The sequence below is a fragment of the Luteimonas salinilitoris genome (assembly GCF_041300785.1).
GTDB classification, from domain to species: domain Bacteria; phylum Pseudomonadota; class Gammaproteobacteria; order Xanthomonadales; family Xanthomonadaceae; genus Luteimonas; species Luteimonas salinilitoris.
Genome location: NZ_JBFWIB010000003.1, coordinates 245,705 through 270,057, shown reverse-complemented (window position 1 = coordinate 270,057; position 24,353 = coordinate 245,705). Strand labels below are relative to the sequence as shown.

The window sequence follows — 24,353 nt, the reverse complement described above, 5'->3', positions numbered from 1 at the left end:
GCCCTTATAGTGGCCGTTTTCGGACACGGAGCAACGCGATGCGCCGCACCCTGTGTTTCCTCGCCGCCATTGCGTTCGCGGCCGGTGCCGCGCAAGCCGCGGAACTGCGCCTGCTGACCGCGGCGCGCATCCACACCTCCGATCCGGCGTCGTCGACGGCCGAGGCGCTGGTCTGGGACGCCTCCGGCCGCATCCTCGCGGTCGGCAGCGCCGAAGACCTGCGCGGACGTCATCCACAGGCCGAGACAATGGACCTCGGCGATGCGGTGGTGATCCCCGGCCTGATCGACGCGCACGCGCACCTGATGAATCTCGGCTACGCGCTGATGAGTGCGGATCTGGCCGGCGCGCGCAGCAAGGACGAGGTGATCGAGCGCCTGCGCACCTACGCCGACGCGTTGCCCGATGGCGCCTGGCTGCGCGGGCGCGGCTGGGACCAGAACCTGTGGCCGGAAAAGGCGTTCCCGACCGCGGCCGATCTCGACGCGGCGTTCCCCGACATCCCGGTGTGGCTGGAGCGCGTCGACGGCCATGCCGGCTGGGCCAACTCGGCCGCGTTGCGCGCCGCCGCGCAACGGGACGGCACCCCCGCGCTCGACGGCGACTGGCAGCCGGACGGCGGCCGCATCGTGCGCGAGGACGGCGCACCCAGCGGCGTGTTCGTCGATGCGGCGATGGCGCTGGTGGAGGATGCGATCCCGGCGGCGGACGCGGCGCTGCGCGAACAGGCACTGGAGCGCGCGCTGGCCGCGGCGGTGCGCAACGGCCTGACCGGCGTGCACGACATGGGCGTTTCGCGCGCCGACCTGGCGCTGTACCGCCGCTTCGCCGGCGCGGGACGCCTGCCGCTGCGGGTGTCGGCCTACGCCGACGGCGATGGCGATGCGCTCGACGACCTGTGCCGCGACGGTCTGTACCGGCACGCGGACGGTCGCCTGCGCATGCAGGGCGTCAAGCTGTACATGGACGGCGCGCTCGGCAGTCGCGGCGCCGCGCTGCTTGCCGACTACAGTGACGAGCCCGGCAACGACGGCTTGCTGCTGACCGAGCCGAAGGCGTTCGCCGCCGCGGTGCGCAAGGCCCGCGGCTGCGGCGTGCAGGTCGCCACGCACGCGATCGGCGACCGCGGCAACCGCCTCGTGCTCGATACCTACGCCGAAGCGCTCGGCGCGCGCGCCGAAGGCGATCATCGCTGGCGCGTCGAGCACGCGCAGATCGTGGCGTTGGAGGATATCCCGCGCTTCGCGCAGCTGCGCGTCATCGCGTCCATGCAGCCCACGCACGCCACCTCCGACATGCCCTGGGCCGGCGATCGCCTCGGCGAGGAGCGGCTTGCGGGCGCCTACGCCTGGCGGCGTTTCCTCGACGCCGGCACGCGGCTGGTGCTGGGCTCCGATTTTCCGGTGGAGTCGGTCGATCCGCGCCTGGGCCTGTACGCCGCCGCGACGCGGCAGGATCGCGACGGACGGCCGCCGGGCGGCTGGCTTGCCGAGCAGAAGCTCACGGCCGCCGAGGCGTTGCGGGGGTTCACCGCCGACGCCGCCTACGCCGGCCGCGCCGAGGACGAGGTCGGGCGCCTGTCGCCGGGCCTGCGCGCCGACTTCGTGGTGCTGGCGGAGGATCCGCTGACGGTGCCGGTCGAGCGTCTCGACGAGCTGACGATCCTGTCGACCTGGGTGGACGGGGTACCGGTATACGAGGCGGAATGACGCCGAAGCGGAAGGTTGCCCGGCTTCGGCGCCTGAAGCAGCGGAGCAAGCTCCGCTCTACCAGCCGATCTCGCCATGCACCACGCTGACCGCGTGGCCGCCGGACCAGATCTCGCCGTCGGCGTCGACCTGCAGTTCCAGCGTCGCGTCGTAGCCAACCTCGCGGCCCTGGCTGGCGCGATAGCGGCCGTCCGCGCCCGGCAGCGCATCGCGCGTGGCCAGCCATGCCGCCAGGGTGGCATTGGCTGCGCCCGAGGCGGCATCCTCGAACCGCGCGGGTGCGCCGACCCAGGCACGCACGGCCAAGTCGTAGCCGCTGCCGGCGTCGGCGCGCGCGAACACGCACAGGCCCATGCTCTCGGTCGACTCGGCCAGCAGGCCGATCGCATCCCAGTCCGGGGTCGCGCCGCGCAGGGTGCCCTCGTCGGCGAGTTCGGCCAGCCACCAGCGGCGGCCGCCGTCCATCAGCGCCGGCGGCAGCCGCCCCGGCAGCAGGCCGTCGAGGGCGTGGCGCAGGCGCGGATCGCCGCGTTCGGTGGTCTCCAGCACGCTGGCGCGCGGCGTGCGCACCGCGATCGTGCGTGCGGCGCCGTCGCCCAGCACCCGCAACGGCAGCAGGCCGGCGATGCCCTCCTGCACCAGCAGGCCGTCGCGCGGCGCGATGCGGCCGGCCTCGAGCAGCGCGTGCGCGGTGCCGACGCTGGGGTGGCCGGCGAACGGCACCTCGCGGCGCGGGCTGAACATGCGGATGCGGTAATCGGCTTCCGCGCTGGTCGGCGGGAACACGAAGGTGGTTTCCGGCAGGCGGGTCCAGCGTGCGATCGCCTGCATGGTGTCGTCGTCCATGCCCTCGGCATCGAAGACCACGGCGAGCGGATTGCCGGCGCCCGGACGATCGGCGAACACGTCCAGCTGCACGAAGCGGCGTGAAGTCATGGGGGAGGCAGGTTGTGGGAGGGGGAGATCGCGCAGCTTACCAATCGGGGCGGCCGTGGCGATGCCCGTGGGTTCCAGGCGCCGCCATGGAGCCGGGGTTTGCCCGGCGGTGCCGGACGCCGGAACCGGCAGCAGCGGAGCAAGCTCCGCTCTACAATGCGCAGCTTCGTGCGTCCATTCCGGATGCTTTCGCCGTGCCGCCGCCGATGCCTTTTCCAGACCCTTCGCAGACCCGCTGGATCGTTCTCAAGTTCGGTGGCACCAGCGTGTCGCAACGCGCGCGCTGGGACACCATCGGCCATCTGGCGCAGGCGCGGGGCCGGCAGCACGACGCGCGCGTGCTGGTGGTCGTCTCGGCGCTGGCCGGTACGACCAACGCGCTGCAGGCCATCGCCGATGGCGTCGAGGATCCGTCGGCGCATGTCGCGGCGCTGGCGCAGCGGCATCGCGATTTCGCCGCCGAACTCGGGCTCGACGCCGATGCGGTGCTGCAGGAGCGGCTGGCCGTGCTGCACGCACTGGCCGCGGACGTACGCGCCGCCACGCGCCCGCTCGACTGGCAGGCCGAGCTGCTGGCGCAGGGCGAGCTGCTGTCCTCGACGCTCGGCGCCGCGTACCTGCGCACGCAAGGGCTGGAGTTTGGCTGGTGCGACGCCCGCGACTGGCTCGACGCGCTGGCGCTGCCGAACCAGAGCGAGTGGTCGCGGCGGCTGTCGGTGGCGTGCCGGCGCGAAGCCGACGACGCCTGGCGCGCGCGCTTCGCCGCGCAGCCGGCGCCGCTGCTGCTCACCCAGGGTTTCATCGCCCGCCACGGCGACGGCGGTACCGCGGTGCTCGGCCGCGGCGGCTCCGACACCTCGGCGGCGCTGTTCGGCGCGCTGCTGCGCGCGCGGCGGGTCGAGATCTGGACCGACGTGCCCGGCATGTTCAGCGCCAATCCGCGCGAGGTGCCGGACGCCCGCCTGCTGACGCGCCTGGACTACGCCGAGGCGCAGGAAATCGCGACCACCGGCGCCAAGGTGCTGCATCCGCGCGCGCTCGGCCCCTGCCGCGATGCCGGGGTGCCGCTGGCGATCCTCGATACCGCGCGTCCGGACCTGCCGGGCACGGCGATTGACTCCACTGCCGCCGCCACCGTGCCGGGGGTCAAGGCGATCAGCCGCCGCAACGGCATCGTGCTGGTGTCGATGGAGACGGTGGGCATGTGGCAGCAGGTCGGCTTCCTGGCCGAAGTGTTCGAGCGCTTCCGCGTGCACGGCCTCTCGATCGACCTGATCGGATCGTCGGAAACCAACGTCACCGTCTCGCTCGATCCCAACGACAACCTGGTCAGCACCGACGTGCTCGCGCGCCTCTCGGAGGATCTGGCGCGGTTCTGCCGGGTCAAGGTGATCGCGCCGTGCGCGGCGATCACCCTGGTCGGGCGCGGCATGCGCTCGCTGCTGCACAAGCTGTCGGACGTGTGGGCGGCGTTCGGGCGCGAGCGCGTGCACCTGATCTCGCAGTCGTCGAACGACCTCAACCTGACCTTCGTCATCGACGAGGCCGACGCCGAGGGCCTGCTGCCGCAGTTGCACGCGCAGCTGATCGGCAGCGGCGCGATGCCGGTGCGCAACGTCGAGGTGTTCGGCCCGCGCTGGCGCGAGATCGCCGGTGCCCTGCGCCCGCGCGAAACGCCGTGGTGGCGCGCCGAACGCGAACGCCTGCTGGCGCTGGCGACGCCCGGCGCGCCGCGCTACGTCTACCATCTGCCCACGGTGCGCGCCCGCGCCCGCGCGCTGGCGGCGATCGAAGCGGTCGATCGCCGCTACTACGCGATCAAGGCCAATCCGCACCCGGCGATCCTCGCCGCACTGGTGGAGGAGGACTTCGGGCTGGAATGCGTGTCGCTGGCGGAACTGCGGCATGTGTTCGATGCGGTGCCGGGGCTGGCGCCCGACCGCGTCCTGTTCACGCCCAGCTTCGCGCCGCGCGCCGAATACGATGCGGCATTCGCACTCGACGCGACGGTGACGCTGGACAACGTCGAGGCACTGCAGCGCTGGCCGGAGACCTTCCGCGGCCGCGCGCTGTGGCTGCGCGTCGACCTCGGCCGCGGCGAGGGCCACCACGAGAAGGTGCGCACCGGCGGGCTGGCGTCCAAGTTCGGCCTGCCGGTCGCGCGGATCGAGGAATTCCTCACGGCCGCGCGTGCGCTCGACGCACGCGTCACCGGCCTGCATGCGCACCTGGGCAGCGGCGTGGAGACGGCGCAGCACTGGCGCTCGGTCTGCGACGAACTCGGCGGGATCGCCGAGCGCATCGGCAGCATCGAAACCATCGACATCGGCGGCGGCCTGCCGATTCCTTACCAGGACGACGACGAGCCGTTCGACCTCGACGCCTGGAGCGCCGGCCTGGCCGAGGTGAGGTCCGCCTATCCGAACTACCGCCTGGCGATCGAGCCCGGTCGCTACCTGGTGGCCGAGTCCGGCGTGCTGCTGATGACCGCGACGCAGGTGGTGGAGAAGGGCGGGATCCGCCGTGTCGGCGCCGATGCCGGCATGAACGCGCTGCTGCGTCCGGCGCTGTACGACGCCTATCACGGCGTCCACAACCTGACGCGGCTGGAGGAAGCGGCCGACGCCGCCTTCGACGTGGTCGGACCGATCTGCGAATCCGGCGACGTCTTCGGCAAGCAGCGCCGGCTGCCGGCGGCCACGGCCGAGGGCGACGTGCTGCTGGTCGCCGACACCGGCGCCTACGGCTTCGCCATGGCCAACACCTACAACCTGCGGGCGCTGCCGGCAGAGGAGGTGCTGGCATGAGCGGCTGGACGTTCGCCCGCGACGCGATCCGCGCGTTCCGTTTCGTGCGCTGCGGCTTCGACCCGCAAAGCGGCGTGGCGCAACTGGTCTACGCCTTCGACGACGGCCCGGAGCTGGTGGAGACGGTGACCGTGCCGGGGGCGCCGTTCTCGCTGGACGCGGCGCGCGCCGCGGCCGCCGGACGCGCGCTGCGTCTGCTGCACCTGGTCGCCGGGGTGAGCTACTACAAGGCCGCGGTGCCGGAGGAGATCCGTGTCGACGATGACGCAATCGATGCGGATACCGCGGCGTTGCTGGAAGAGATCTACGTGCACGGCCTGGGCGAGTTCGCCTATCGCAACGGACTGGACCTGCATGGGCGGATCAGCTTCCCGGCAGCCTCTGTAGGAGGGGCTTCAGCCCCGACAGCGCCAGACAGCCCCATCGGTGGCGGCCTTGATGAACGCGCCGCCGCGCATCGTGAAGGGAAACAACGGCAGACATCCGCCGTCGGCTTGCACGGGGTCGGGGCTGAAGCCCCTCCTGCAGGGGAGGCATCTCCCGCCATCGGCCTGCGCCCGCACGCGCTGGTCGCGATCGGCGGCGGCAAGGATTCGCTGGTGTCGATCGAGGCGCTGCGCGCGGCCGGCGTGGCGCAGACGGTCACCTGGATCGGTGGCTCGCAGCTGATCCGCGCGTGCGCCGAACGCACCGGCCTGCCGACGCTCAACATCGGCCGACAACTGGCGCCGGAGCTGTTCGACTACAACCGCCAGGGGGCCTGGAACGGCCATATACCGGTGACCGCGATCAACTCGGCGATCCTCGCTTTCGCCGCGATCCTGCACGGCGTCGACCAGGTGGTGTTCTCCAACGAGCGCTCGGCCAGCTACGGCAGCCTGATCGAAGGCACCGGCGAGGTGAACCACCAGTGGTCGAAGGGCTGGGCGTTCGAACGCGACTTCGGCGCATACCTGCAGCGGCAGGTCGCCGCCGACCTGCGCTACTACTCGCTGCTGCGCCCGTTCTCGGAACTGGCGGTGGCGCGGCAGTTCGCCAGGAGCGACCGCTACGACGCGCATTTCTCCAGCTGCAACCGCAACTTCCATCTGCTCGGCGAGCGTCCGGTCAACCGCTGGTGTGGGATCTGCCCGAAATGCCACTTCGTGTTCCTGGCGCTGGCGCCATTCATGCCCAAGCCGCGGCTGGTGGCGATCTTCGGCCGCAACCTGCTCGACGACGCGGAGCAGATCCCCGGCTACGACGCGTTGCTGGAATACCGCGATCACAAGCCGTTCGAATGCGTCGGCGAGGGCCGCGAGTCGCGGGCCGCGCTCGCGGCGCTGGCGCAGCGGCCGGAGTGGCGCGAGGATGCGGTGGTGCGGCGTTTCGCGCGCGAGATCGCGCCGCAGCTCGACGCCGATGCGCTGGCGATCGCGCCATTGCTGCAGATCGACGACGAGCACCGGATCCCGGTGCCGCTGTGGGAGCGGTTGCATGCGCATTTCGCAGCTTGAGGGGCGCCGCGTCGCGCTGTGGGGATGGGGCCGCGAGGGACGGGCGGCCTATCGCGCGTTGCGCGATAGGGAATCGGGAATCGGGAATCGGGAATCGGGAAAGAACAAGCCGCCGGCATCGCTGACGCTGTTCTGCAATCCCGACGAAGTGATGGAAGCGCGCGCGCTCGGCGACGACGCGCTGACCGTCGAGACCGAGGCCAGCGCCGAACGGCTGGCGGCGTTCGACGTGGTGATCAAGTCGCCCGGCATCAGCGCCTACCGCCCCGAAGCGCTGGCCGCGGCGGAGCGGGGCACGCGCTTCGTCGGCGGCACCGCGCTGTGGTTCGCCGAGCGCGCCGACGCGCGCACGCTGTGCGTCACCGGCACCAAGGGCAAGAGCACCACCAGCGCGCTGCTGGCGCACCTGCTGCGCGCCGGCGGGCAACGCACCGCATTGGCGGGCAACATCGGCCTGCCGTTGCTGGAACTGATCGGCGACGAGGCCGACGCCTGGGTGATCGAACTGTCCAGCTACCAGACCCGCGACGTCGCGGCCTCCGGCGTGCGGCCGGAGATCGCGGTGGTCACCAACGTCTTTCCGGAGCACCTGGACTGGCACGGCGGCGAGCAGCGCTACGTCGAGGACAAGCTGGCGCTCGTGGCCGAGGCGCGCCCGCGCGTGGCGGTGCTCAATGCCGACGATCCGAGACTGAATGCCCTGGGCAAACGGATCGAATCGGGTGTGGGAGTGACGGCCGGTGCGGAAGGAAGTCGCGACTTCCCGGCGGCGGCATGCCGCCGCCACTCCCACAGTGGGGGCGGTGCGGCCGGCGTGGTGCGGTGGTTCAACCATGCCGACGGCTGGCACCTGCGCGGCGACATGCTCCATCGTGGCGAGGTGGCCGTGCTCGACACCGCCGGGCTGCCGCTGCCCGGCCGCCATAACCGCGGCAACCTGTGCGCGGCGCTGGCGGCGATCGACGCGTTCGGCCTCGATGCCGCCGCGCTGGCGCCGCACGCCGCCTCGTTCGCGCCGCTGCCGCACCGGCTGCAGGCGCTGGGCGAGCACGACGGCATCGTCTGGGTCAACGATTCGATCAGCACCACGCCGCACGCCAGCCTGGCGGCGCTGGAGGTGTACCGCGATACGCGCGTGGCGATCCTGCTCGGCGGCCACGACCGCGGCGTGGACTGGGGTGCGTTCGCCGATCGCCTGCGCGAGCGGCCGCCGCATGCGGTGGTCACGATGGGGCAGAACGGACCGAGGATTCACGATACGCTCGCCGCGGCGGCGGATGGACGATGGCGGCTCCGCGCCGCGGACGACCTGGCCGCGGCAGTCGAGGCCGCCCGCGCCGCGCTCGGCGAGGCGGGTGGGGTGATCCTGCTCTCGCCGGGCGCACCCAGCTTCGGCCCGTATCGCGACTACACCGAACGCGGCCGCCATTTCGCCGCGCTGGGCGGCTTCGATCCGGACGCGATCACGGCGATTCCGGGCCTCGGTATCGCCTGACGATCGCGCCCGCCGCGCAGCCCGTAGAGCGGAGCTTGCTCCGCTGGCGCGTGTCCGGCGCCGGCGACCAGGAGCAGCCGAGCAAGCTCGGCTCTACGTGGCAGGAGCCTCGAATCGATTCGCGACGACATCGCCGTAGAGCGGAGCTTGCTCCGCTGCGCCGTGTCCGGCGCCGGCGACCAGGAGCAGCCGAGCAAGCTCGGCTCTACGGAGGGCGTCCCGGATCGAGCTGCGACCATGCCTTCGTGGGACGGAACTTGCTCTGCCACCTTGCGTCGGCGCCGATAATCAGCAACCGGGTACGCCCGCTGCGGAGGCCGCCGCAATCCACGGCAGCGCGCCTCACCCGATGCGCATGTGATCGCGTTAGGCTCGCGATTCAGCACAGGAAAGGAACCGACCATGCCCCGGATTACGTTCGCGATGCTGTTGTGGCCGCTGTTTGCCGCTGCTTCCGCCGCTGCATCGGCGGCGTCCAGGGTCGATCCGGTCGAATGGACCATCGGCGAGGAGACCTTCAGCGGCGTTCTGGTCTACGACGATGCCGTAAGCGGCCCGCGCCCGGGCCTGGTGATGGTGCCGAACTGGATGGGGGTGAGCGATCACGCGGTCGCGCGTGCGCGCACGCTGGCCGGCGACGATTACGTGGTGCTGGTGGCCGATATGACGAGCGTGCCGCCCGGCGTGCATTCGTCATGATCGACGCCTTTTTCGAGGAGCTCTTCGAGCCCGGGGAAAACTGACGGGCCGCACGCCACGAACTCCCTGCCGGGTGCAGCGACCGTTCGCGCCCGGCGGTCGCTGCGGCGCGGCTAGCTGCGCCGCTCCACCGCGTAGCGGGCGAGCCCGCGCAGGGCGGCGACCGCGGCGTTGTCCGGCAGCCGCCCGAGCGCACGTTCGGCGGCTTCGGCGTATTCGCGCGCACGGCCGCGGCTGTAGCCGAGCCCGTCGGTGGCCTCGATCGCGGCCAGCACCTCCGCCATCGCGTCGCTGTCGCCGTTTTCGACGATGCCGCGCAGGCGCTCGCGGACCGGCGCCTCCGATCGCGCCATCGCGTGGATCAGCGGCAGGGTCGCCTTGCCCTCGGCAAGATCGTCGCCCAGGTTCTTGCCCAGCTCGTCGGCGTCGGCGGTGTAGTCGAGCACGTCGTCGGCGATCTGGAACGCGTAGCCCAGCTGCAGGCCATAGTCGTACAGCGCCTGCTGGGCGGCGGCGTCGGCGCCGGCGGCCAATGCGCCCAGCCGGGTGCCGGCGGCAAACAGCACCGCGGTCTTGCGTTCGATCACGTCGAGGTAGGCGGCTTCGTCGGTGTCGGGGTTGCGCACGTGCAGCAGCTGCAGCACCTCGCCCTCGGCGATGCGGTTGGTGGTGTCGGCGAGGATCCGCATCACTTCCATCCGGTCCAGCTCGACCATCAGCTGGAAGCTGCGCGAATACAGGAAATCGCCCACCAGCACGCTGGCGGCGTTGCCCCAGATGGCGTTGGCGGTGCGGCGGCCGCGGCGCAGGTCGGACTCGTCGACCACGTCGTCGTGCAGCAGGGTGGAGGTATGGATGAATTCGACGATCGCCGCCAACTGGTGGTGCTCCGGCCCGCCGCCGCCGCAGGCGCGCCCGGCCAGGGCGACCAGCATCGGCCGCAGGCGCTTGCCGCCGGCGGAGACGATGTGCTCGGCGACCTGGTTGATCAATACCACCTCCGAAGCCAGGCGGCGGCGGATCAGGGCGTCGACAGCGGCCATGTCCGGCGCGGCCAGGGCCTGGATCGCGGCCAGACCGGGGGTTTTCACGAGATTGGCCTGGTCCATGGGGTCGCCGTGCCGGGGGAGCCGGGATTATACGGGCCGGCGCAGGGCGCTCCGACGCGCCGGCACGGCATTCCCCTACGCCGGATCGGGAGCGGCTCGGATAGCCGGGTGCCGACCGCTATAATCCAATCGTCCTCGCCGCTTCCGGCAAGCAATCAAAGGAACCTCTTTCATGGCCCGTGGCATCAACAAGGCGATCCTGGTCGGCAATCTCGGCAACGACCCCGAAACCAAGTACACCCAGGGCGGCATGGCCATCACCAAGATCAGCCTGGCCACCACCAGCGTGCGCAAGGACCGCGACGGCAACAGCCAGGAGAACACCCAGTGGCACCGGGTCACCTTCTTCGGCAAGCTCGGCGAGATCGCCGCCGAATACCTGCGCAAGGGTTCGCAGGTCTACATCGAGGGCGAGATCCGCTACGACAAGTACACCGGCCAGGACGGCGTGGAGAAGTATTTCACCGAGATCGTGGCCAACGAGATGCAGATGCTCGGCGGCCGCGGCGAAGGCGGCGGTGGTGGCGGTGGCGAACGTCCTGCGCGTCCGCAGCGACAGGAGTCGGCGGCGCCGCGCAAGCAGCCGTCCTCGCAACCGGCGCCGATGGATGATTTCTCGGACGACGACATCCCGTTCTGAGCGGGCGCTGCGGGAACCCGGATCGCCGCACGGTCCGGGGCTGTTCTACTTGAACGTCGAGACGGGATGCCGACCTGACTGGTCACTGGCAGCGCCGGAATCGTCGTGGAGCGGATCGCCGGCGCAGCGACGAAAATCACGTCGTGAATGGGGGAGAGCGGCCGCGCCGTGCCGTTCGGTCGCCACGATGGCGGCCGCTTGGCCTTCGGTCGCCGGCGCTGACATACACTAGGCGCCTTTCCGGTAAGGATTCAGGAGGGTACTGCATGAAATTCCAACCGATTGCCCTGGCGATTGCGTTGTCGGCCTGCGCCGGCGTCGCCGCCGCGCAGCAGCCGCAACCACAGCCGCAGCAGGCGGCGCAGCCGCAAGCGCAGCAACAGCAACTGACGCCGGAGCAGCAGGCACAGTTGCAGCGCCAGGACGCGGACATGACCCGGGCCGCGCAGCAGGTGGTGCAGATGATCGACGCCAACCGTGCCGGCGAGGTCTGGGACATGTCCACCGCGGCGGTCAAGCGGATGATCCCGCGCGACAGCTTCGTGCAGCAGGTCACCGGCGACCGCGAGCGGCTCGGCGCGCCGAGCGCCCGTGGCGACGCGGTGGTGTCGCGGTCGCAGTTCCAGGCCGGCGGCGAAGTCCCGGAGGGGATCTACATCAACGTCGCCTTCCCGACCAGGTTCGCCAGCAGCGAACAGCCGGTGCGCGAGCTGGTGTCGTTCCGCCTGGACGAGGACAAGGTCTGGCGCGTTTCCGGCTACAGCCTGCGTTGACCTTGCTTGCCGCTGATCGCCCGCGACGGGATCCATGCATGGATCCCGTTGTCGTGTCCAGGTCCGACCGGCGCCGGTTTCCGGATGGCTGGCGGCGAGCGCCGAGCCTGATGGCCTTTCCGGCCGGCATCCGGCCACCGAAGACCGCGTGATCCGATGACCGAGACGCCCGCCGCGCCCAAGCGCTCCGCGATCGACCGCTTCCTCAACATCGTCGAATCGGGCGGCAATGCGCTGCCGCACCCGGCGACGTTGTTCGCGATCCTGGCCCTGGTGGTGATCGTGCTGTCGTGGATCACCTCGCAGCTCGGCCTGTCGGTGCAGCATCCGACCACCGGCGAAACCATCACCCCGGTCAACCTGCTGAGCGTGGCGGGGCTGCACCGCATCCTCACCGGGCTGGTCACCAACTTCACCAGCTTCGCGCCGCTGGGCACGGTGCTGGTGTCGCTGATCGGCATCGGCGTGGCCGAGCATTCGGGCCTGATCGGTGCCGCGCTGCGGCAGCTGGTCCTGGCGGCGCCGCGTTTCCTGCTCACGCCGGTGATGGTGTTCGCCGGGGTGATGTCGAACATGGCCAGCGAGATCGGCTACGTGCTGCTGGTGCCGCTGGCCGGGCTGGTGTTCCTGGCCGCCAACCGTCATCCGATCCTGGGCATGGCCGCCGCGTTCGCCGGCGTGTCGGGCGGCTACTCGGCCAATCTGCTGCTGGGCACGATCGATCCGCTGCTGGCGGGGCTTTCGCAGGAGGCGGCCCAGATCATCGACCCGGCGTACACCGTCAGCCCGGCGGCGAACTGGTACTTCATGATCGTGTCGACCTTCCTGGTCACGGGCCTGGGCTGGTGGGTGACCGAGCGGGTGGTCGCGCGACGCTTCCCAGACGCGCCGAAGGAGGACGCCGACGGCGGGATCGAGCCGATGACGCGCGAGGAGCGGCGCGGCCTGCTGTTCGCGCTCGTCGCCAGCGCCGTGCTGACCGCGCTGGTGCTGTGGGGCACGGTGCCGGCCGACGGCTTCCTGCGCAATCCCGAGGACGGCGACCTGCTCAACTCGCCGTTCCTGCAGGGCATCGTCGCGCTGATCTTCGCCTACGGCGTGGTCGCCGGGGTCGCCTACGGCATCGGCGCCGGGACCATCCGCAGCGACCAGGACGTCATCAAGGGCATGGGCCAGAGCATGAGCACGCTCGGCGTGTACCTGGTGCTGGTGTTCTTCGCCGCGCAGTTCGTCGCCTTCTTCAACTGGACCCAGCTCGGGCTGATCTTCGCCGTCAACGGCGCCGGGGTGCTGGCGCAGCTGCAGCTGCCGGGGATCGTGCTGTTCGCCGCCTTCATCCTGCTGACCGCCTGCGCCAACCTGTTCATGGGCTCGGCCTCGGCCAAGTGGGCGCTGATGGCGCCGGTGTTCATCCCGATGTTCATGCTGCTCGGCTACTCGCCCGAGCTCACCCAGATCGGCTATCGCATCGGCGATTCGGTGACCAACATCGTCTCGCCGATGATGAGCTACTTCGCATTGATCATCGCCTTCCTGCAGCGCTACGAACCGAAGGCGGGCATCGGCACGGTGGTGGCGGTGATGCTGCCGTATTCGATCACCTTCCTGATCGGCTGGACGATCCTGTTCTCGATCTGGATGGCGATCGGCGCGCCGATCGGGCCGGGGTCGCCGCTGCAGTACATCCCGGCCGGTTGATCGCGGCCCCGTGCGGCGACCGCGAAAGCGGACGCATGAAGCCTTTCGATTTCCTGCCGACGACCGCCGTGACCAAGCCTTGCTGATCACCCGTCCGCTCCCGCCCGACACCGACCTGCTCGCGGTCCATCGCCTGGCCCCGGCGCGCTACCCGCTGCTGTTGCAGTCGGTCGCCCACGGCACGGCGCAGGCGCGCTGGGACCTGCTGCTGCTGGCGAGCGGGCCGTCGCTGCGGCTCGATCCCGACGGCATCACCCGCGACGCCGACGGGGAAGTGGTCGACGGCGGCTTCCTGGACGCGCTCGACGCGCGCTGGCGTGAGCTGCGGTTGCCGCGCGAGGAACCGCGCTGGCCGTTCCGCGGCGGCTGGGCGCTGTTCCTGGGATACGAACTGGCGGGGCAGGTGGAGCCGGTGCTGCGGCTGCCCGCCGCGGCCGGAGCGTTGCCGGTGGCATGCGCGCTGCGCTGCCCGGCGGCGGTCCTGCGCGACCACGCCACCGGCGAATGCGTCGCCCTGGCCGAACGCGGGCATGAGGCGCTGCTGGAGCGGATCGCCGCCGACTCGGTCGCCGGTTACTCGCTCCGCGTGCCGGCATGGCGCGCGCCGCGGACGCTGCACGAGGACGATGGCGATGCCTTCGTCGCCGGCGTCGCACGGATCCTCGGTTATCTCGCCGCCGGCGACGTGTTCCAGGTCAACCTGTCGCGCGCCTGGCATGCGCGCTTCGACGCGTCGCCGGATCCGGCCGCCCTGTACGCGCGCCTGCGCGCGGTCAGCCCGGCGCCGTTCTCGGGGCTGTTCGCCGACGCGAGGTGCACCGTGGTCAGCGCGTCGCCGGAACGGCTGGTATCGGTCCGCGGCGACCTGGTCGAGACCCGCCCGATCGCCGGCACCCGCCCGCGCCTGGAGGGCGACGACGACGCGGCGCGGGTGCGCGAACTGGCCGGGCATCCGAAGGAGCGCGCCGAGCACGTGATGCTGGTCGACCTGGAGCGCAACGACCTCGGCCGCGTCTGCGTGCCGGGCAGCGTCGAGGTCGACGAGCTGATGACGGTGGAGAGCTACGCCCAGGTGCACCACATCGTCAGCAACGTGCGCGGGCGTCTGCGTGCCGGAGCCACGCCGGGCGAGGTGATCGCGGCGGTGTTTCCCGGCGGCACCATCACCGGCTGCCCCAAGGTGCGTTGCATGCAGATCATCGCCGAACTCGAGGCGAGCGGCCGCGGCGCCTACACCGGTGCGATGGGCTGGCTGAACCGCGACGGCGACCTCGACCTGAACATCCTCATCCGCAGCGCCGAGGTCGAAGGCGACGTGCTGCGTTTCCGCACCGGCGCCGGCATCGTCGCCGACTCCGACCCGCTGCGGGAGCTCGAGGAGACGCGCGCCAAGGCGCGCGGCATGCTGCGGGCGCTGGGTTCGTGATGCACGGGCATGGTTGTGATTGCGCGCGCGTCGGAAAGGGCTGTTTGGCGGGGCTATTCATTGGCGGCAGCCGTGGCGACGGCCCGTCCCTCACCGCAGCGGAAGGGGCTGCCTGGCGCGGCGACGGCCCCGTTTTCGCTGCAGCGGAGAAGGCTGTCTGGCGCGGCGCGGTATCCTGAGGGCATGAATCCAGTTCCGAAATTTCATGGAGGTGCCGGTGGGCGGCTCCGGTAAGGGCAGGCGCGCGATCGGCGCCCTCTTCGTGCTGTCGGCGCTCGCCGCCGGTGCGCTGGCGTACTGGGCGTATGCGCGCTACCAGGCGTTCGTCGACGGCCCGCTGTCCGGCATCGACGCCGGCGATACCGTGCTGGTCGAGCGCGGCGACTCCTTCCAGCGCGTGCTGGCGAAGTTGCGCGACGCCGGCGTGCGCGACGGGCACGAGCTCGAGTGGCGGCTGCTGGGGCGGCGGCTCGGCGCCGCCGGCCACCTGCAGGTGGGCGAGTACGCGCTCGAGCCCGGCATCAGCGCGCGCGAGGTGCTGCTGCGGATGCGCGACGGCAAGGTCGTCCGCCACCGTTTCACCCTCGTCGAGGGCTGGAACATCCGCGAACTGCGCGCCGCCCTGGAGCGCGCCGATCCGCTGCTGAACGAGACCGCCGAACTCGACGACGCGGCGCTGATGGCCAAGCTGGGCCACCCCGGCGCCCATCCGGAAGGCCGCTTCCTGCCCGAGACCTACCTGTACACCCGCGGCGACAGCGACCTCGACCTGCTCGGCCGCGCGAACACGGCGCTGGAGGCCGCGCTCGACGCCGCCTGGGCATCGCGCGCCGAGGACCTGCCGCTGGCGTCCCGGGAGGAGGCGCTGGTCCTGGCCTCGATCATCGAGAAGGAAACCGGCATCGCCGAAGAGCGCGGCGAGATCGCCGGTGTGTTCGCGCGCCGGCTGCAGGCCGGCATGCGCCTGCAGACCGACCCGACGGTGATCTACGGCATCGGCAGCGGCTACGACGGCAACATCCGCCGTCGCGACCTGCAGACCGACACCCCCTACAACACCTATACCCGCGACGGCCTGCCGCCGACGCCGATCGCGATGGCCGGCGCCGAGGCGATCCACGCGGCGACCCATCCGGCGCCCGGCGACACCCTGTACTTCGTCGCCGTCGGCGACGGCAGCGGCCGACACGTGTTCTCGCGCACCTACGCCGAACACAACGCCGCCGTGCGCCAGTACGTGCAGCGTTATCGCGAACGCTTCGCGCCGGATTCGCAATGACCCGGCTGCCTTCCCATTCCCGCTTCGTATCGCTGGAAGGCGGCGAGGGCGCCGGCAAGACCACGGTGCTCGACGCACTGCGCGACGCGTTGCGAAGTAGCGGCGATGACGTGGTGTGCACGCGCGAGCCGGGCGGCACCCCGCTGGCGGAGATGATCCGCGACCTGCTGCTCGACCCCGACCACGAGCCGCCCGCCGCCGAGACCGAGCTGCTGTTGATGTTCGCCGCGCGCGCGCAGCACGTGCGCGAGACCATCCGTCCGGCGCTCGAGCGCGGCGCCTGGGTGCTCTGCGACCGCTTCACCGATTCCAGCTACGCCTACCAGGGCGGCGGCCGCGGGCTGGACGCCGGCTTCATCGCCGCGCTCGAGCGGCACGCGGTCGGTCTGCAACCGGGGCTGACCCTGCTGCTCGACATCGACGTGGACCGCATCGAACGCGAGCGTGACGACTTCTTCGAGCGCGTGCGCGCCGGCTACCGGGCGCGCGCCGCCGCCGAGCCGGACCGCTTCCGCGTGATCGACGCCGCGCAGGCCGCCGACGCGGTCGCCGCCGAGGCGGTACGGCAGCTGCAGGCATGGCGGGCGCGGGCATGACCGGGGACTTCGCGCCCTGGCAGCAGCGCGTCTACGACCGCGCCGTCGAAGCCCTGGACAGCGGGCGCATGGGTCACGCCCTGCTGCTGTGCGGCCCGGCGCTGCTGGGCAAGCGTGCGGTCGCCGAGCGGCTGGCGCAGCACGTGCTGGGCTGCGGGCAGGATCCGCGCACGCAACGGCTGTTCGCGGCCGGCACCCACCCCGACTACAGCGCGATCGGTTTCATTCCGACCAAGGACGGCAGCCGCCTGCGCAGCGAGATCGTGATCGAGCAGATCCGTGAGCTGTCCGCCAAGCTGAACCTGACGCCGCAGTACGGCGCCTCCCGGGTCGCGTTGATCGATCCGGCCGACGCCATCAACCACGCCGCCTGCAACGCGCTGCTCAAGACCCTGGAGGAACCGCATCCCGGCCGCTACCTGTGGCTGGTCGCGGCCAATCCGATGCGGCTGCCGGCGACGATCCGCAGCCGCTGCCAGCGGCTGGAATTCCGCCTGCCGCCGCACGACGAGGCGCTGGCCTGGCTGCAGGCGCAAGGGCATTCCGCGGACGCCGCCGGCGAGGCACTCGATGCCGCCCGCGGCCATCCCGGGCTCGCCGACGCCTGGCTGCGCGACGGCGGCATGGAGCTGCGACGCGCCGTCGTCGCCGATCTCGGCGCGATCGCACGCGGCGAGCTGGCGGTGCCCGAAGCCGCCCGCCGCTGGACCGGCGACGACGCTGCGGCGCAGCGCTTGCGCCATGCCGCGGACCTGGCGGCGGCGCAGGCTTCCGGCTTGACCGACCCGATGCGAAGCCGCAGGCTGGTGGCGTGGTTCGATGCGGCCAATCGCACCCGCGACCTGTTGCGCACCACCGTGCGCGCCGACCTCGCGGTGATCGAACTGTTGCTGGCCTGGCGCGCGGACGCGGGCGGCCGGCGCGACGGACGAGGGAGGAGATGACCATGGCGGCAACCGGCGCGGGCGCGCGGCAGGGCATCCTGTCGCTGGCGGTGAAGGACAAGGCGGCGCTGTACAACGCTTACATGCCCTACCTCAAGCACGGCGGCATCTTCGTCCCCACGCCCAAACGCTACTTCATCGGCGACGAGGTGTTCCTGCTGCTGGTGCTGCCCGAGTCGAACGAACGCCTGCCGGTCGCCGGCAAGGTGGTCTGGGTGACGCCCCCCGGCGCCCAGGGCAATCGCGCCGCCGGCATCGGCGTGCAGTTCGCCGACACCAACGAGGGCGAGGCGGTGAAGGGCAGGATCGAGACCCTGCTGGCGGGCACGCTCAACGCGGAAAAGCCCACGCACACGATGTAGGCCCCGACCGACACCGTAGAGCGGAGCTTGCTCCGCTGCTCTCGGTTCCGGAGCCCGCGCAGCCGAGCAAGCTCGGCTCTACGCGGCCCGGCAGGCCGCACCCGCGCCAGGGGACCTTGCCCGTTGCGGTGGAGCAAGCATCGTTGCAATGGGCGATGCGAATGGGCAGCCGAGCCCTCGCTGTGGGCTCATCATCGAGGCTTGGAGCGCTGGCTATTCATTGGCGGCACCCGTGGCGACGGCCCGTCTCTCACTGCACGGAAAGGACTGCTTGGCGCGGCTATTCATTGGCGAAACCCGTGGCGACGGCCCACTTCTCACCGCGACGGAGAGGGTTGCTTGGCGCGGCGACGGCCCACTTCTCACCGCAGCGGAGAGGGCTGCTTGGCGCGGCGACGGCACGTCTCTCACCGCAGCGGAAACGACTGCCTGGCGTGGCATCGCGCGCATGGCGCGCTCCTATGAATGGACTCGCCCCGTTCATCTGCGCACCGCAAGACGCATGGCCGGTTTCGGCGATTGCGTCCGTTCTTGCGTCTGACTGCAGTGAACACGTCCGATGAGGTCCCCCATGAAACGCTCTTTCCATATCGCGCTGCTCTGCACGGCGGCGGCGCTCGGCGTCGCCTGCACCGCGTCCACGGAATCGCCGGTGGCGGCCGAGCCCGGGCCGGTCGTTTCGCCGCCGGAGATGGCGCTCGGCGCCAACCTGCTCGAAGGTCTCGGCGACCATCATTTTGCGGTCACCAGCGAGAATCCCGAGGTCCAGCGCTGGTTCGACCAGGGGCTGATGCTGACCTACGGGTTCAACCACGACGCCGCCGAACGCTCCTTCGTCAAGGCCACCGAACTGGATCCGGAGTGCGCCATGTGCTGGTGGGGTGCGGCGCTGGTGCTCGGTCCGCACGTCAACGCCGGCATGGACCCGGCCAACAACGATCGCGCCTGGGAGCGGTCGCAGAAGGCGCGGGCGCTGGCGTCCGGCGCCAGTCCGCGCGAGCAGGCCTTCATCGAGGCGCTGTCGGCGCGCTATGCCGAGCAGCCGCCCGAGGACCGTCGCCCGCTCGACGAGGCCTACGCCGCCGCCACGCGCAAGCTGATGCGGGAACGGCCGGACGATCCCGACGCCGCCGTGTTCCACGCCGAGGCGCTGATGGACCTGCAGCCCTGGGACTACTACGACGAGCAGCTGCGGCCGAAGGGACATACCGAAGAAGTCGTCTCGGTGCTGGAATCGGTGATCGACCGCGAGCCCGACCATGCCGGCGCCCTGCACCTGTACGTGCATGCGGTCGAGGCCTCGGCCGATCCGCAACGCGGCGTCGCCGCCGCCGACCGGCTGCGCGAACTGATCCCCGGCTCCGGCCACCTGGTGCACATGCCCGCGCACATCTACGCCCGGGTCGGGCGCTGGCACGACGCGGTGATCGCCAACCAGCGCGCGATCGAAGCCGACGACGCCTACCTGGCGCTGTGTCGCGGCAACGCCCAGGGTGTGTATCCGCTCGGCTACGTGCCGCACAACCATCATTTCCTTTGGTTCGCCGCCAGCATGGAGGGTGACAGCGCAGTGGCGCGCGAGGCGGCGCAGCAGACCGCCGAGCGTACGGACCTGCCGGAGTTGATGCGCGAGCCCGGCTTCGCCGGCCTGCAGCATTACTGGTTGACGCCGTGGTTCGAACGCGTGCGCTTCGGCCGCTGGGACGAGATCGCGGCCACGCCGAATCCCGCCGAGGACCTGCCGTACGTCACCGCGATCTGGCACTACGCGCAAGGCATGGCCGCGGTGCGCCAGCAGCGCCTCGACGATGCCGAGCGCCACCTCGCCGCGCTGCGGCCGCTCGCGGCCGATCCGCAGATGGACACGCTGATGGTGTGGGACCGCTACCCGCTGGCGTACGCGGCGCGGATCGCCGAACGCAGCGTCGCTGCCGAACTCGCGTCGGCCCGCGGCGACCACGGCACGGCGATCGCCGCGCTGCGCGAGGCGGTGACCGTCGAGGACGGCATTCCCTACGACGAGCCGCCCGGCTGGCATGCGCCCGTGCGGCAATCACTCGGTGCGGTGCTGCTGGAGGCCGGCCGCGCCGGCGAGGCCGAGCAGGTCTACCGCGAGGAGCTCGCGCGCAACCCCGGCAACGGCTGGTCGCTGCATGGACTGGCGCAGAGCCTGCGGGCGCAGGACAAGACGAACGACGCCGCGTCGGTGGAGGCCGAACTGGCCGAGGCCTGGCAGCACGCCGACATCGAGTTGACGGCGTCGCGGCTCTGATCGGTTTAGGAACGAGAAACGAGGAACGAGAAACGAGTGGGGCCATGGTCCCATCGGGCCTGTTTGCCGAAGACCTACGCTTCGCCTCGACTCGTTTCTCGTTTCTCGTTTCTCGTTTCTAGCTTCTCGTTCCTTGCCTTCAGCGCCGTGTCGCCCCAGCCCGGTCGCGGCGCGAAGCGATCGCCGTGTTTTGCCTGCAACGCCCGGAGCTTCTCCAGCAGCGCGTCGGCGCCGGTCTCGCGGATGTACTGGATCGGGCCGCCGCGGAACGGCGCGAAGCCGGTGCCGAAGATCACACCGGCGTCGAGCAGGTCGGCATCCTCGACCACGCCCTCGTGCAGCGCCGCCACCGCCTCGTTGAGCAGCGCCAGGATCAACCGGTCCTCCAGGTCCTCCGGCGCCCGGTAGCCCTTCGGCAGCTCCGGCTTCTTCGGCTTGCCGTTCTCCCAGGCATACAGGCCCTGGCCGTCCTTCTTGCCGCGCTTGCCGGGTTCGGGCGGCGTGGCCAGCGCCGGCGGTATCTCCAGGCCGAGGAACGGCGCCAGCTCCCGGCCGACGCCGGAGGCGACATCCAGGCCGACGGTGTCGATCAGCTCGATCGGCCCCATCGGCATGCCGAAGCGCACCGCCGCCCTGTCGATCGCCGCACCCGGCACGCCTTCCGAATACGCGGTCGCCGCCTCCAGCATGTAGGGAAACAGCAATCGGTTGACCAGGAAGCCCGGGGTGCCGGCGACCGGCACCGGCAGCTTGTCCAGCCCGCGGCAGAAGGCGGCCAGGCGCTTCTCCGTTTCCGGAGCCATGGCGTCGTGGCGCACGATCTCCACCAGCGGCATCTGCGCCACCGGGTTGAAGTAGTGCAGGCCGGCGAACCGGTCCGGGCGGCGGATGCCTTCGCGCAGCTCCGTCAGCGGGATCGACGAGGTGTTGCTGGTGAGCAGCGCGTCGGGCTTGAGCTTCGGCTCGACCTGCGCGTACAGGCCGCGCTTGGCGTCGGCGTCCTCGATGATCGCCTCGATCACGAGGTCGGCCTGCGCCGCCCCCGCGCCTTCGAGATCGGACTGCAGCCGCGCCGCGACTTCCGGACGCTTGTCGTCGTCCTTCACCTTCTTCGCGAACAGTTCCTGCGCGCGCGCAAGCGCCTTGTCGATGTAGGGCTGCTCGCGATCCTGCAGCGTGACCTGGAAGCCCTTGTAGGCCGACCAGGCGGCGATGTCGCCGCCCATCACCCCGGCGCCGATCACGTGCAGGCGGGTCACGCCATGGTCCTTGCCGCCCAGGCCCTTCAGCCGTTCCTGCAGGAAGAACACCCGGGTCAGGTTGCGCGCCGTCGGCGTAGCGGCCAGCTTGACCACGGATTTGCGTTCGGCCGCCAGCAGCGCCTGGATGCCGCCGCCGCTGCGGCGCCAGGTCTCGACCATGGCGTAGGGCGCCGGGTAGTGCGCCTTGCGCGCCTTGCGCGCGACCTGCTTGACCAGCACCGGCGCCAGGATCTGCCGCGCCGGCCAGGTGTTGGTGAGCCAGCCCAGGAAACGCTGCTTGAACGGCCGCTGCCTGCCCTTGAGCGCGAGCGTCGCGGCGGTATCGACCAGCAGCGCCGGTTCCGACACCTTGTCGACCAGCCCGGTCGCGCGCGCCGCCGAAGCCGACAGGCTGCGCCCGGTCAGCATCATGTCGAATGCCGCTGGCGCGCCTACCAGCCGCGGCAGCCGCACGCTGCCGCCCCAGCCGGGATAGATGCCGAGCTTCACCTCGGGCAGGCCGATGCGCGTCGACGGGTCGTTGCTGGCCACGCGATAGTCGCAGGCCAGCGCGATCTCGGTGCCGCCGCCCATGCAGAAGCCGTGGATCGCGGCGACGGTGGGGCAGGGCAGTTCGGCCAGACGCTGGAACACCTGCTGCCCACGGCGGATCGAATCGCCGATCGTGCCCTTGGCATCGAACTCGCGGAACTCGCGGATGTCGGCGCCGGCGATGAAGCCCTTGGCCTTGGCCGAGCGCACCACCACCGCCTTCGGCGGATCCAGCGCCAGCCGCTCCAGCAGGCTGTCGAGCTCGAGCAGCACGTCCTGGGCGAAGGTGTTGACCGATTCGCCGGCGCGGTCGAAGGACAGCACCAGCACGCCGTCCTCGCGCTGCTCGGCTTGCCAGTGGCTGAAGCGCAGTCCGTCGAGGCCTGCAATCATCGGGACCATCCGTTAGGGTACGGGAAGCCCCTTATGATCCAGAGGTCGTTCGGCCGGCGTCAAATCCGCCCGTCGGAACGTCCCGCGGGCGCATGGCGCCGCCGCCGAGCTCGTGCAATCCCATGCCATGGCTTGTGGCAGTGGCGCGTCGACCCCAGATCGCATCACCGTAGCAAGCGGAACTTCGCCCCCTGCCGAAGGTCACAGTGCCCAGCCGAACGGCCGGGCGAGAAGGAGCGCCGGCCCGATGGCCGAAAACGATACCCATCAGTTGGACCAGGAGCTGGTCAGGCGCGTGCAGCGCGGAGACAGTGCGGCTTTCGACCTGCTGGTGCGCAAGTACCAGCACCGGATCGCGGCGCTGATCGGCCGCTACGTGCAGGACTGGAGCGAATGCCAGGACGTGGCCCAGGAGACGTTCATCCGTGCCTACCGTGCGATCGGCAATTTCCGCGGCGATGCCCAGTTCTATACCTGGCTGCACCGGATCGCGGTCAATACCGCCAAGAACCATCTCGTCTCCGGCAACCGCCGTCCGCCGACCGAGGACATCGACGTCGGCGACGCCGAGCAGTTCGATTCCGGCGTGCGCCTGCGCGACACCGACACGCCCGAGCGTGAACTGATGCGCCAGCAGTTGGAACAAACGGTGATGCGCGCGGTCGAAGGGTTGCCCGAGGAACTGCGCGTGGCGATCACGTTGCGCGAAGTCGACGGACTGAGCTACGAGGAGATCGCCCAACGCATGGACTGCCCGATCGGAACGGTGCGCTCGCGCATCTTCCGTGCCCGCGAAGCGATCGACCTGGAACTCAAACCCCTGATGGACACCGAAACAACAGCCGAGCGTGCCACCCGATGATGCCGACCGACGACAGCGACGCCCTGCAGATCGGGCCCGATCCCGACAAGCTCTACCTCTACCATCGCCAGCAGCTGTCGGCGATGCTCGATGGCGAGCTGTCGCCGGACCAGGCCCGCTTCATGCTGCGGCGGCTGCAGCACGATACCGAGCTGGCCAGCTGCTGGGAGCGGTGGCAGGTCTGCGGCGACGTGCTGCGCGGACAGCGCAACGCGCTGCTGCCGGCCGATTTCGCGCAGCACGTCGCCCGTGCCATCGCCGATGACGGTGGCACCGCGGCGCCGCTGCCGGCGACGGTCGAGCGCACGCGCCTGTGGCGCTGGGGCGGCGGCGCGGCGCTGGCCGCCTCGGTGGCGATGGCGGCGCTGTTCGTCGCGCGCGAGCCGCTGCAGGTGCCGGGCGAATCGCCCGAGGCGCCCATGCCGACGATCGCCGCGGTTCCTGCGCCTGCGCCTGCCGTCGATGAGACGAACACCGGGGATGCCGGCACGCTCGAATCCGGTCTCGCCCTGGCCGGCGCCGCGGCGGTGGCGGCCGCCGAGGTCCCGCGCCGCAACGAGGAGCGGCGTTCGCGCGGCCAGAGCCAGCGTGCCGCGACCACCCGCGATCAGCGCCGCGCCGCACAGGCGCCGGTGGTCGTCGCTGCGGCGGCGCGCAGTCCGCAGCCATCGCCTGCCGCCGATCTGCGGGCGCTGCCGGCTCCTCCCGCGGCGGATACATCCGCGGTTGTGGCCGCGGTCGATTCCGAATCCACCGCCGTCGATCCATTTGCCGTGGCGCCGGCCGCGCCGAGCCGCCCGTGGCCGCGCGCGGTCGCGCCCGAGCTGAGCGGCCGCAGCGGCGGTTTCACGGTCGGCTATGGCGATCTCGCCGCCGCCGCTGCCTCGTTCCATCCCTTCGAGCCGCGGATGGCCTCCGACCAGGTCGGATCAGGCGCGTCCGGCATTCCGTTTGCGCCGGCCACTGCCATCGGCGCGTCCGCGACCCCGGCCCCAGCCGCCGAGACGGACGCCGGGCCCGCCGACCCGCGCTAGCGCGGCCGCGTTCAGTGGGCGCCCGCAGGC

Annotated in this window: 18 protein-coding genes and 1 pseudogene; 16 read left to right on the top strand and 3 right to left on the bottom strand. The window is 71.1% G+C overall.

The genetic code is table 11. The features are described 5' to 3' along the window. Nucleotides 1-38: 38 nt before the first annotated feature. Entirely contained in the window at nucleotides 39-1,709 is a 1,671-nt protein-coding gene (locus AB5T46_RS07970) for an amidohydrolase (protein WP_370563349.1), read from the top strand. 57 nt (nucleotides 1,710-1,766) lie between these two features. Here AB5T46_RS07970 and AB5T46_RS07965 read toward each other — a convergent pair whose 3' ends face one another. After that, on the bottom strand, nucleotides 1,767-2,645 hold the full coding sequence (locus AB5T46_RS07965) for a PhzF family phenazine biosynthesis protein (RefSeq protein ID WP_370563348.1): 879 nt from the start codon (nucleotides 2,643-2,645) through the stop codon (nucleotides 1,767-1,769). Nucleotides 2,646-2,851: 206 nt separating this feature from the next. Here AB5T46_RS07965 and AB5T46_RS07960 point away from each other — a divergent pair, with 206 nt between their 5' ends. The 4 genes and pseudogenes from AB5T46_RS07960 to AB5T46_RS07945 all read left to right on the top strand — a co-directional run. After that, the gene (locus AB5T46_RS07960) at nucleotides 2,852-5,452 is read left to right on the top strand and encodes a bifunctional aspartate kinase/diaminopimelate decarboxylase (protein ID WP_370563347.1); all 2,601 of its coding nucleotides are present in this window, start codon (nucleotides 2,852-2,854) and stop codon (nucleotides 5,450-5,452) included. Next, nucleotides 5,449-6,948 carry an endonuclease domain-containing protein gene (locus AB5T46_RS07955; RefSeq protein WP_370563346.1) on the top strand — a complete coding sequence of 500 codons (1,500 nt, stop codon included), beginning with the start codon at nucleotides 5,449-5,451 and terminating at the stop codon, nucleotides 6,946-6,948. The genes AB5T46_RS07960 and AB5T46_RS07955 overlap by 4 nt, the downstream gene beginning before the upstream one ends. Then, nucleotides 6,929-8,443, top strand: a complete 1,515-nt coding sequence (gene murD, locus AB5T46_RS07950; RefSeq protein ID WP_370563345.1) for a UDP-N-acetylmuramoyl-L-alanine--D-glutamate ligase — start codon at nucleotides 6,929-6,931, stop codon at nucleotides 8,441-8,443. The genes AB5T46_RS07955 and murD overlap by 20 nt, the downstream gene beginning before the upstream one ends. A gap of 402 nt (nucleotides 8,444-8,845) precedes the next feature. Continuing rightward, nucleotides 8,846-9,109 (top strand): annotated as a pseudogene (locus AB5T46_RS07945) (dienelactone hydrolase family protein); the annotation flags it as partial. Nucleotides 9,110-9,255: 146 nt separating this feature from the next. Here AB5T46_RS07945 and AB5T46_RS07940 read toward each other — a convergent pair. After that, nucleotides 9,256-10,233, bottom strand: a complete 978-nt coding sequence (locus AB5T46_RS07940) for a polyprenyl synthetase family protein (protein WP_370563344.1) — start codon at nucleotides 10,231-10,233, stop codon at nucleotides 9,256-9,258. Between the two features lie 190 nt (nucleotides 10,234-10,423). Between AB5T46_RS07940 and ssb the strand changes: the two genes are divergently transcribed. The 9 genes from ssb to AB5T46_RS07895 all read left to right on the top strand — a co-directional run bounded on the left by ssb (nucleotide 10,424) and on the right by AB5T46_RS07895 (nucleotide 20,241). Further along, nucleotides 10,424-10,891, top strand: a complete 468-nt coding sequence (gene ssb, locus AB5T46_RS07935) for a single-stranded DNA-binding protein (protein ID WP_370563343.1) — start codon at nucleotides 10,424-10,426, stop codon at nucleotides 10,889-10,891. 266 nt (nucleotides 10,892-11,157) lie between these two features. Next, a complete protein-coding gene (locus AB5T46_RS07930; RefSeq protein WP_370563342.1) occupies nucleotides 11,158-11,664 on the top strand; it encodes a DUF4019 domain-containing protein in 507 nt (168 codons plus the stop codon). A 156-nt stretch (nucleotides 11,665-11,820) separates the two neighbouring features. After that, nucleotides 11,821-13,362, top strand: coding sequence for an AbgT family transporter (locus AB5T46_RS07925; RefSeq protein WP_370563341.1), 1,542 nt, complete (start codon nucleotides 11,821-11,823; stop codon nucleotides 13,360-13,362). A 79-nt stretch (nucleotides 13,363-13,441) separates the two neighbouring features. Continuing rightward, nucleotides 13,442-14,788: an aminodeoxychorismate synthase component I gene (locus tag AB5T46_RS07920; protein ID WP_370563340.1), complete on the top strand. Its 1,347-nt coding sequence runs from the start codon at nucleotides 13,442-13,444 to the stop codon at nucleotides 14,786-14,788. Between the two features lie 205 nt (nucleotides 14,789-14,993). Further along, nucleotides 14,994-16,067: an endolytic transglycosylase MltG gene (gene mltG, locus AB5T46_RS07915; RefSeq protein ID WP_370563339.1), complete on the top strand. Its 1,074-nt coding sequence runs from the start codon at nucleotides 14,994-14,996 to the stop codon at nucleotides 16,065-16,067. Beyond that, entirely contained in the window at nucleotides 16,064-16,663 is a 600-nt protein-coding gene (tmk, locus tag AB5T46_RS07910) for a dTMP kinase (protein ID WP_370563338.1), read from the top strand. Before mltG ends, tmk begins: the two co-directional genes overlap by 4 nt. Beyond that, entirely contained in the window at nucleotides 16,660-17,607 is a 948-nt protein-coding gene (locus tag AB5T46_RS07905) for a DNA polymerase III subunit delta' (protein WP_370563337.1), read from the top strand. Before tmk ends, AB5T46_RS07905 begins: the two co-directional genes overlap by 4 nt. A 2-nt stretch (nucleotides 17,608-17,609) precedes the next feature. After that, nucleotides 17,610-17,969: a PilZ domain-containing protein gene (locus tag AB5T46_RS07900; RefSeq protein ID WP_370563336.1), complete on the top strand. Its 360-nt coding sequence runs from the start codon at nucleotides 17,610-17,612 to the stop codon at nucleotides 17,967-17,969. Between the two features lie 571 nt (nucleotides 17,970-18,540). Then, complete coding sequence (locus AB5T46_RS07895) at nucleotides 18,541-20,241, top strand: tetratricopeptide repeat protein (RefSeq protein WP_370563335.1); 1,701 nt, start codon at nucleotides 18,541-18,543, stop codon at nucleotides 20,239-20,241. Between the two features lie 74 nt (nucleotides 20,242-20,315). Here the strand turns inward: AB5T46_RS07895 and AB5T46_RS07890 are convergent, their stop codons facing one another. Then, a complete protein-coding gene (locus tag AB5T46_RS07890) occupies nucleotides 20,316-22,427 on the bottom strand; it encodes a 3-hydroxyacyl-CoA dehydrogenase NAD-binding domain-containing protein (RefSeq protein ID WP_370563334.1) in 2,112 nt (703 codons plus the stop codon). Nucleotides 22,428-22,674: 247 nt separating this feature from the next. On the opposite strand from AB5T46_RS07890, the gene rpoE reads away from it, so the two are divergent. After that, nucleotides 22,675-23,289: an RNA polymerase sigma factor RpoE gene (gene rpoE / locus AB5T46_RS07885; RefSeq protein WP_370563333.1), complete on the top strand. Its 615-nt coding sequence runs from the start codon at nucleotides 22,675-22,677 to the stop codon at nucleotides 23,287-23,289. Continuing rightward, entirely contained in the window at nucleotides 23,286-24,323 is a 1,038-nt protein-coding gene (locus AB5T46_RS07880) for a sigma-E factor negative regulatory protein (protein WP_370563332.1), read from the top strand. The genes rpoE and AB5T46_RS07880 overlap by 4 nt, the downstream gene beginning before the upstream one ends. Nucleotides 24,324-24,353 lie beyond the last annotated feature (30 nt).

Bases quoted from the DNA above. Each gene is read 5' to 3' on its own strand.
- AB5T46_RS07970 (WP_370563349.1), top strand. From the start codon at position 39: ATGCGCCGCACCCTGTGTTTCCTCGCCGCCATTGCGTTCGCGGCCGGT.
- AB5T46_RS07965 (WP_370563348.1), bottom strand. From the start codon at position 2,645: ATGACTTCACGCCGCTTCGTGCAGCTGGACGTGTTCGCCGATCGTCCG.
- AB5T46_RS07960 (WP_370563347.1), top strand. From the start codon at position 2,852: ATGCCTTTTCCAGACCCTTCGCAGACCCGCTGGATCGTTCTCAAGTTC.
- AB5T46_RS07955 (WP_370563346.1), top strand. From the start codon at position 5,449: ATGAGCGGCTGGACGTTCGCCCGCGACGCGATCCGCGCGTTCCGTTTC.
- murD (WP_370563345.1), top strand. From the start codon at position 6,929: ATGCGCATTTCGCAGCTTGAGGGGCGCCGCGTCGCGCTGTGGGGATGG.
- ssb (WP_370563343.1), top strand. From the start codon at position 10,424: ATGGCCCGTGGCATCAACAAGGCGATCCTGGTCGGCAATCTCGGCAAC.
- AB5T46_RS07930 (WP_370563342.1), top strand. From the start codon at position 11,158: ATGAAATTCCAACCGATTGCCCTGGCGATTGCGTTGTCGGCCTGCGCC.
- AB5T46_RS07925 (WP_370563341.1), top strand. From the start codon at position 11,821: ATGACCGAGACGCCCGCCGCGCCCAAGCGCTCCGCGATCGACCGCTTC.
- mltG (WP_370563339.1), top strand. From the start codon at position 14,994: ATGGAGGTGCCGGTGGGCGGCTCCGGTAAGGGCAGGCGCGCGATCGGC.
- tmk (WP_370563338.1), top strand. From the start codon at position 16,064: ATGACCCGGCTGCCTTCCCATTCCCGCTTCGTATCGCTGGAAGGCGGC.
- AB5T46_RS07905 (WP_370563337.1), top strand. From the start codon at position 16,660: ATGACCGGGGACTTCGCGCCCTGGCAGCAGCGCGTCTACGACCGCGCC.
- AB5T46_RS07900 (WP_370563336.1), top strand. From the start codon at position 17,610: ATGGCGGCAACCGGCGCGGGCGCGCGGCAGGGCATCCTGTCGCTGGCG.
- AB5T46_RS07895 (WP_370563335.1), top strand. From the start codon at position 18,541: ATGAAACGCTCTTTCCATATCGCGCTGCTCTGCACGGCGGCGGCGCTC.
- AB5T46_RS07890 (WP_370563334.1), bottom strand. From the start codon at position 22,427: ATGATTGCAGGCCTCGACGGACTGCGCTTCAGCCACTGGCAAGCCGAG.
- rpoE (WP_370563333.1), top strand. From the start codon at position 22,675: ATGGCCGAAAACGATACCCATCAGTTGGACCAGGAGCTGGTCAGGCGC.
- AB5T46_RS07880 (WP_370563332.1), top strand. From the start codon at position 23,286: ATGATGCCGACCGACGACAGCGACGCCCTGCAGATCGGGCCCGATCCC.